Annotated in this window: 7 protein-coding genes; 3 read left to right on the top strand and 4 right to left on the bottom strand. The window is 71.3% G+C overall.

Annotated elements, in window-relative coordinates; all coding sequences use genetic code 11:
* Positions 1-499 precede the first annotated feature (499 nt).
* From msrB to ACZ4MU_RS34020, 4 genes are all read right to left on the bottom strand, one after another.
* Positions 500-907 (bottom strand): peptide-methionine (R)-S-oxide reductase MsrB, encoded by a 408-nt coding sequence (gene msrB / locus ACZ4MU_RS34035; RefSeq protein WP_467883404.1) that lies wholly within the window; start codon positions 905-907, stop codon positions 500-502.
* A gap of 13 nt (positions 908-920) precedes the next feature.
* Positions 921-2,315, bottom strand: a complete 1,395-nt coding sequence (gene murC / locus ACZ4MU_RS34030; protein ID WP_467883403.1) for a UDP-N-acetylmuramate--L-alanine ligase — start codon at positions 2,313-2,315, stop codon at positions 921-923.
* Positions 2,316-2,414: 99 nt separating this feature from the next.
* A complete protein-coding gene (locus ACZ4MU_RS34025; protein WP_467883402.1) occupies positions 2,415-2,897 on the bottom strand; it encodes an indole-3-glycerol phosphate synthase in 483 nt (160 codons plus the stop codon).
* Between the two features lie 163 nt (positions 2,898-3,060).
* Positions 3,061-3,825: a pyrimidine reductase family protein gene (locus ACZ4MU_RS34020; protein ID WP_467883401.1), complete on the bottom strand. Its 765-nt coding sequence runs from the start codon at positions 3,823-3,825 to the stop codon at positions 3,061-3,063.
* A gap of 36 nt (positions 3,826-3,861) precedes the next feature.
* On the opposite strand from ACZ4MU_RS34020, the gene zapE reads away from it, so the two are divergent.
* From zapE to ACZ4MU_RS34005, 3 genes are all read left to right on the top strand, one after another.
* Positions 3,862-4,932 (top strand): cell division protein ZapE, encoded by a 1,071-nt coding sequence (zapE, locus tag ACZ4MU_RS34015; protein ID WP_467883400.1) that lies wholly within the window; start codon positions 3,862-3,864, stop codon positions 4,930-4,932.
* Positions 4,933-4,989: 57 nt separating this feature from the next.
* The gene (locus ACZ4MU_RS34010) at positions 4,990-5,415 is read left to right on the top strand and encodes an OsmC family protein (RefSeq protein WP_467883399.1); all 426 of its coding nucleotides are present in this window, start codon (positions 4,990-4,992) and stop codon (positions 5,413-5,415) included.
* Positions 5,416-5,533: 118 nt separating this feature from the next.
* On the top strand, positions 5,534-6,910 hold the full coding sequence (locus ACZ4MU_RS34005; protein ID WP_467883398.1) for an alkaline phosphatase PhoX: 1,377 nt from the start codon (positions 5,534-5,536) through the stop codon (positions 6,908-6,910).
* Positions 6,911-6,962 lie beyond the last annotated feature (52 nt).

The raw sequence follows: 6,962 nt of genomic DNA, 5'->3' as shown, positions 1-6,962 counted from the left end.
CAATCTGGCGTTGACTTTTGGCACGCTGTTGAGTTCTCAAGGTACGGACGCTTCCTTCGTTCCCGTTTCCGGGCCCTCCGGGCGCTTCCTTCGTTCCCGTTTCCGGGCCCTCCGGGCGCTTCCTTCGTTTCCGTTTCCGGGCCCTCCGGGCGCTTCCTTCGTTTCCGACTCTATCAGACTCTTTCGTGTCCGATTCCCGGTCTCCCGGGTCAAGTCGTTTTGTCTTTCCGGCTGTTGGGCCGTTCCGACGTCCCAGACTCTAGCGGATTTCCCGGGCGGCTCCTAATCGGGCCGTTCGAGTCGTCCACTCCCATTCGAAATAAAATTCGGCATGCCGAAATTCATCCCGGAGAGGAGGTCGTGCTGAGTTGGGGTGCCGCAAGTCTGCGGCGGACGGCTGTCGCAGAACCGTTCCGGCTCCGTGACAACTCGAAGAACCTTACGCGCCTTTGGGACCGGCGTCAAACCACGCCGGTCCCCCGTCCCGCGTCGTCCGCTCTCAGCCCTCGTCCGGCGTCAGCCGGAGCGAGATGGAGTTGATGCAGTACCGCTGGTCGGTCGGGGTCGGGTAGCCCTCGCCCTCGAAGACATGGCCCAGGTGGGAGCCGCAGCGGGCGCAGCGCACCTCCGTACGGACCATCCCGAGCGAGCGGTCGGCGATGAGCTCGACCGCGTCCGTGTCCTTCGGGTCGAAGAACGAGGGCCAGCCGCAGTGCGACTCGAACTTCGTCTCGGAGGTGAAGAGCTCCGCGCCGCAGGCCCGGCAGGAGTAGACGCCCTTCGCCTTGGTGTCCGTGTACTCACCCACGAAGGCGGGTTCGGTGCCGGCCTGGCGCAGCACCGCGTACTCCGCCGGGCTCAGCTCCGCGCGCCACTGCTCGTCCGGCTTCTCGATCTCGTACGCCATGGCGGGGACTCCCTCAGTTCGACAGGCGGGCCAGGATCTGGGGGCCCAGGTCCGTCACGTCGCCCGCGCCCATGGTGAGAACGAGGTCGCCGGGCCTGGCCATTCCCGCGATCACGTCCGGCACCGTCGTCTTGTCGTGGACGGTGGTGACGTCGGCGCCGGCCGCGCGGGCCGCGTCGACGATCAGTGCGCTGGTGACGCCCGGGATCGGGTCCTCACGCGCGGGGTAGATGTCGAGGACCACCGAGGCGTCGGCCAGCGCGAGCGCGCGGCCCATCTCGGTGCCCAGCTCCTGGGTGCGGGAGAAGAGGTGGGGCTGGAAGACGACGAGGAGCCGGGAGTCGGAGGCGGCGGCGCGCATGGCCTCCAGGTCCGCGGTCATCTCGGTCGGGTGGTGCGCGTAGGAGTCGATGACCTGGACGCCGGCGGCCTCGCCCTTGAGCTGGAGACGGCGCTTGACGCCGGTGTACTTGCCGAGGGCCGAGGCCAGGTTGTGCGCCGGGATGCCGAGGGCGACGCCGGCGGCGAGCGCGGCCACCGCGTTCAGGGCGTAGTGGCGGCCGGGGACGGAGACCGTGAAGGTCAGGTACTTGCCGCCGAGCAGGACGGTGACCTCGCTGGTCAGACCGCGCGGGGTGATCCTGTGGACGCGTACGTCGGCGTGCTCGTCCTGTCCGTACGTCACGACCTTGAGCGAGGAGAGGTCGCGGACCCGGCGGGTGAGCTCTACGGCGCCCGCCTGGTCGGCGGAGACGACGAGGGTGCCGCCGGGGACGACCTTGCCGACGAAGGTCTCGAAGGACTCGTAGATTTCGTCCATCGAGGCGTAGTTGGCGTGGTGGTCTAGTTCGACGTTGAGGACGATGGCGACCTCGGGGTCGTACTTCTGGAAGCTGCGGTCGCTCTCGTCCGCCTCGGCCACGAAGATGTCGCCGTCGCCGTGGCGGGCGTTGGTGCCGGGTCCCGCGAGGTCGCCGCCGATCGCGTACGAGGGGTCGAGGCCCAGCTCGGTGAGGGCGACGGCGAGCATCGACGTGGTGGTCGTCTTGCCGTGGGTGCCGGCGACGGCGATGGCGCGCAGACCGCCCATGAGCGCGGCGAGCGCGTCGGAGCGGTGGACGACGGGGACGGCGAGCTCGGCCGCGCGGACGAGTTCGGGGTTGTCGGCGCGGATGGCGCTGGAGACGACGACGCTGGTGGCGTCGGCGGCGAGGTGCTCGGCAGCGTGTCCGATGTGGACGGTCGCGCCGAGCGCTCGCAGCGCCTGCGCCGTCTCGGACTCCTTGGCGTCGCTGCCCGCGACCTTGGCGCCGCGCCGGGCCAGGATCTGCGCGATCCCCGACATTCCGGCACCACCGATGCCGATGAAGTGCGGCCGTTCCATGGCGGTGGGGATCGCGGGTGCCATTTGCGTGTGTCTCCCGGGGGTGCTCGGCGTACGGGGCGTTCGCCGGCCCGGTGGGGCCGGCGGCACTGGACCGGTCGGCCGGTCCAGTGAGCCATCACCCTATTCGCTGTGCGCCTCCTCGCTGTGCGCGAAGAGCTTCAGGACGGGGACGCCGACCTTGTGCCGGGCGCGGGAGGCCCAGTCGCGGTGGAAGAACTCCTCCACGTAGTGCGGCGCGGTCAGGACGATGACCTCGTCGGCCTTGACCCCCTCGACGACGGACTTCAGCAGGTCGAGGGGGTGGTCCTCGACGAGCTGGCCGACGGCCGCGCTGCCGCTTGCGCGCAGGGACTGCAGGGAGTGCTCCAGGGCGCGGGCGGCGGGGGCCTGGGCCTCCTGCCCTTCGGGTTCGTCGGCCTCGTGGACGGCTTCGTCGAGTTCGCCGAGCGCCACGTCGTCGATGGCGCGCAGGAGGCGGTCCTGGTCGCCGCGGGGCTGCATGAGCACGACGAAGGAGACGGGCTCGTCGCCGTGCAGGGTGGTGACGAATTCCACGTCCACGGAGGTCAGGGGTTTCTCGATCATCAATACGCTTGTGAACACGACAAACGCCCTTCTCTTCGCTCATGCGGTTCCCCGCGAGGCAGCGGGGCCTCGACGTGGTTACCCGCCCCTGCGGAAACCATCCTTCCCCGTGCCCGCACGGGGTCTGCGTGAGTAAGTGTGCCCAACCGGAGCTAACCGGAACGGCAAATTCCGCCGATTGTCAGATCCGAAGGTAACGGGTGTAGAGGAACCCGGCCTCTTCCAGCAGCGTGTCCAGCCGGAACTGCTCCGGGGCGCTCACCGCGGGTCCGCCGGCGATCCGCTGGGCGGTGCCCGCGGTCATCAGCGGCGACATGGTCAGACAGAGCTCGTCGAGCACTCCGGCGGCCACGAACTGGCCCAGCAGGCGGGGGCCGCCCTCGGTGAGCATCCGCCGCATCCCGCGCGAGGCCAGCGCCTCCACGGCCCGGGCGGGCTCCACGCCCGGGCCGTCACCGGCGATCACGACGTCCGCGCCGGCCACCTCCGCCTCGCGGAGGCGGTCCGGCGGCGCCGAAGCGCCGGTCAGCACGATCGTCGGGACCAGCGGCGAGGAGAACAGGGGCAGGCCGAAGTCCAGGTCGAGGCTGGCCGTCACCACCGCGATCGCGGGGGCCGGGCCCTGGCCGGCCGCCGCACGCCGGTCCGCGAAGACCTCCCGCGCCCGGGCCGGGCGGTAACCCTCCTGGCGTACCGTTTCCGCACCCACCACGACGACGTCGGCCAGCGCCCGCAGGGTGCCGAAGATCCGCATGTCGGTGTCGGAGGAGAGGGGGTGGGAGCGGCCCTCGTGCTGGCCCGCCCCGTCCAGCGAGGAGACCATGTTGGCCCGCAGCCAGGGGCCCTCCGTCTCGGGGTAGGCATAGGCCTCGGCCAGCGCGTCGAACGACCACGCGCCGTCCTCGGAGGCGGGTGTCTGGTCGGTCACAGGGAACAGGCGTCGCATCCGTGCAGTCTTACACGGCGCTTACAGTGGGGAACTGTGTCGACCAGCCCCATAACCCAAGCGGCCCCGCTCTCGCTCTGCGCCCGCGAGCCGCATGTCCCCGCCGACCGTCTGGTCGCCGAGATGGTGCCGCCGCCGCGGTTCGACTCGGTCCGCTTCGAGACGTACGTACCGGACCCCAACCAGCCCAGTCAGAGCGAGGCCGTCACGGTGCTCGCCTCCTTCGCGGCCGGTCTGGGCGGGGCGCACGCGAGCGGGGGCGGGCGCCGCAAGTGGTTCGCCCGCAAGCCCGCCGCGCCCGCGGGTCCGCGCGGGGTCTACCTCGACGGCGGGTACGGGGTCGGCAAGACCCATCTGCTGGCCTCGCTGTGGCACGCCACCCCGGCCGAGCCCTCGCTCAAGGCGTTCGGCACCTTCGTCGAGCTGACGAACCTGGTCGGCGCGCTGGGCTTCCAGCAGACCGTGCGCACCCTGAGCGGGCACCGGCTGCTGTGCATCGACGAGTTCGAGCTGGACGACCCGGGTGACACGGTCCTGGTGTCGTCGCTGCTGGCCAAGCTGGTGGAGCAGGGGGTGGCGCTGGCCGCGACCTCCAACACGCTGCCCGGCAAGCTGGGCGAGGGCCGGTTCGCGGCCGTCGACTTCCTGCGCGAGATCCAGGGCCTGTCGGCGCACTTCCGCCCGCTGCGGATCGACGGTGAGGACTACCGCCACCGGGGGCTGCCCGAGGCCCCGGCGCCGTACTCGGACGAGCAGGTCACCAAGGCCGCGTACGCGACCGAGGGCGCGGCGCTCGACGACTTCCCCGGGCTGCTCGGCCATCTCTCGCGGGTCCACCCCAGCCGGTACGGGGCGCTCACCGACGGGGTGAAGGCCGTCTGCCTCACCGACGTCCAGCCGGTTCCCGACCAGTCGACGGCGCTGCGGCTGGTGGTGCTCGCCGACCGGCTCTACGACCGCGAGGTGCCGGTGCTGGCGTCCGGGGCCCCCTTCGACCGGCTCTTCAGTGACGAGATGCTGAACGGCGGCTACCGGAAGAAGTACTTCCGGGCGATCTCCCGGCTCACCGCCCTCGCGCGCGACGCGAAGGGGCTTGTCGAGCAGTAGGTTTGGCACACAGGGGGCCCCGCACCGCACCCCCTCAGCCACCAGAAGGGATACATCATGGCCACCACGCGTACGGCGCACACGGTCTGGGAGGGCGAGCTCCTCAAGGGCTCGGGGACCGTCACCTTCGACTCGTCCGGCATCGGTGAGCAGCCGGTCAGCTGGGCGTCCCGCGCCGAGCAGGCCAACGGCAAGACCAGCCCGGAGGAGCTCATCGCGGCGGCTCACTCCAGCTGCTTCTCCATGGCCCTCTCGCACGCCCTGACCGGTGCGGGCAACCCGCCCACCCGGCTGGAGACCAAGGCGGACGTGACGTTCCAGCCCGGCGAGGGCATCACCGGCATCCACCTCACCGTGCGCGGCGAGGTGCCGGGCCTGGACGAGCAGGGCTTCGCGGCCGCCGCCGAGGACGCCAAGAAGAACTGCCCGGTCAGCCAGGCGCTGACGGGGACGACCATCACGCTCACCGCCGAGCTGGCCTGAGTCACCGGCCTTTTCCGGCCACCTGAGGCGACACGGCCCGCATGGTTCTCCTATCACCTGATCGCGTGATAGATCATGCGGGTCACGTCTTCCTGTCCGCCAGCAGGGGAGTTGCCTCATGTCCGAAGCACGAGCAACACGACGTCAGATCCTCGCCCGTACCGGCGCCTCGGCCGCCGCGATCGCCTTCACGGGCGCCGTCGGCGAGCTCTTCGCCGGCAGCCCCGCCGCGGCCGCCGCCAGCCGGCGCGGCTACGGGCCGCTCGTGCCCGACCCGGCCGGGCTGCTCGATCTGCCGGAGGGCTTCCGCTACCGGGTGCTCTCCCGGGAGGGCGACCCGCTGCGCTCCGGCGGGGGCCGGGTGCCGAGCAACCACGACGGCATGGCCGCGTTCGCCGGGCCCCACGGGGGCGTCCGGCTGGTGCGCAACCACGAGAACCGGGTCACCGCCGCGATCCCGGTCCCGCACGCGGAGGGACTGGTGTACGACCCGATGGGCAAGGGCGGCTGTACGGCCCTGGAGCTCGACTGCGACAACCGGGTGCTGTCCGAGCGGGTCGCCCTCAGCGGCACCGCCGTCAACTGCGCGGGCGGCCGTACCCCTTGGAACACCTGGCTGACCTGCGAGGAGACCGAGGACCGGGCGGGCACCAACGGCTACACCAAGGACCACGGCTACGTCTTCGAGGTCGACGGCGCCGACCCGCGCCGCACCGGAGCCGTACCGCTGACGGCCCTGGGCCGCTTCCAGCACGAGGCGGTCGCGATCGACCCGCGGCGCGGTGTCGTCTACGAGACGGAGGACGCCTTCGACCGGCCCTTCGGGCTCTTCTACCGCTTCCTGCCGAACCGGCCGCTCGGCGGCACCGGCTCCCTGCGGGCGGGCGGCACCCTGGAGGCGATGCGCGTCCCGGACGTGCCCGATCTGTCCGTGGTCCAGGAGCCGGGGACCCGGTTCGAGGGCATCGAATGGGTGCCGGTGCCCGACCCCTCGGCCCGGCGGACACCGATCCGGCTCCAGGACTTCGGCCCGCGCGGCATCACCCACGCGCAGAAGCTGGAGGGCTGCTACTGGAGCGGTGACCGCGTCTACTTCGTCTCCAGCTACGCGCGCGTGGCGGAGGGCTCGGGCGCCGACCACTTCGGCCAGGTGTGGCGGTACGACCCCAGGCACCGCCGTCTCACCCTGGTCGTCGTCTTCGGCCCTGCCACCGACGTCCAGCTGCCCGGCGAGTCACCGGACAACATCTGCCTCGCCCCGGACGGCGGGCTGATGGTGTGCGAGGACGGCAACGGCGCCCAGCACGTCTTCGGTCTGACCCGGCGCGGCAAGGTGTACGCGATGGCGCGCGGACGGCAGGACATCGGCAAGCCCGGCGCCCCCGAGTGGGGCGAGTTCGCGGGAGTCACCTTCGCCCCGGACGGGCAGACGATGTACGTCAACTGCTACACACCGGGAACGACCTTCGCGGTGACGGGCCCCTTCGCCCGTTAGCGTTCGCGCCGCGTCGCGTTCCGTCGCACGATCGAGGGAACCGACGGGAAGG

Source organism: Streptomyces sp. NPDC026377 (assembly GCF_055567715.1).
The sequence above is the reverse complement of the archived record's forward strand: the minus strand, read 5'-3'. Positions and strand labels throughout refer to the sequence as shown.

What these genes read in the sequence shown, in the direction of transcription:
- ACZ4MU_RS34005 (WP_467883398.1), top strand. Translation starts at nt 5,534, where the DNA reads ATGTCCGAAGCACGAGCAACACGACGTCAGATCCTCGCCCGTACCGGC.
- murC (WP_467883403.1), bottom strand. Translation starts at nt 2,315, where the DNA reads ATGGCACCCGCGATCCCCACCGCCATGGAACGGCCGCACTTCATCGGC.
- msrB (WP_467883404.1), bottom strand. Translation starts at nt 907, where the DNA reads ATGGCGTACGAGATCGAGAAGCCGGACGAGCAGTGGCGCGCGGAGCTG.
- ACZ4MU_RS34020 (WP_467883401.1), bottom strand. Translation starts at nt 3,825, where the DNA reads ATGCGACGCCTGTTCCCTGTGACCGACCAGACACCCGCCTCCGAGGAC.
- ACZ4MU_RS34010 (WP_467883399.1), top strand. Translation starts at nt 4,990, where the DNA reads ATGGCCACCACGCGTACGGCGCACACGGTCTGGGAGGGCGAGCTCCTC.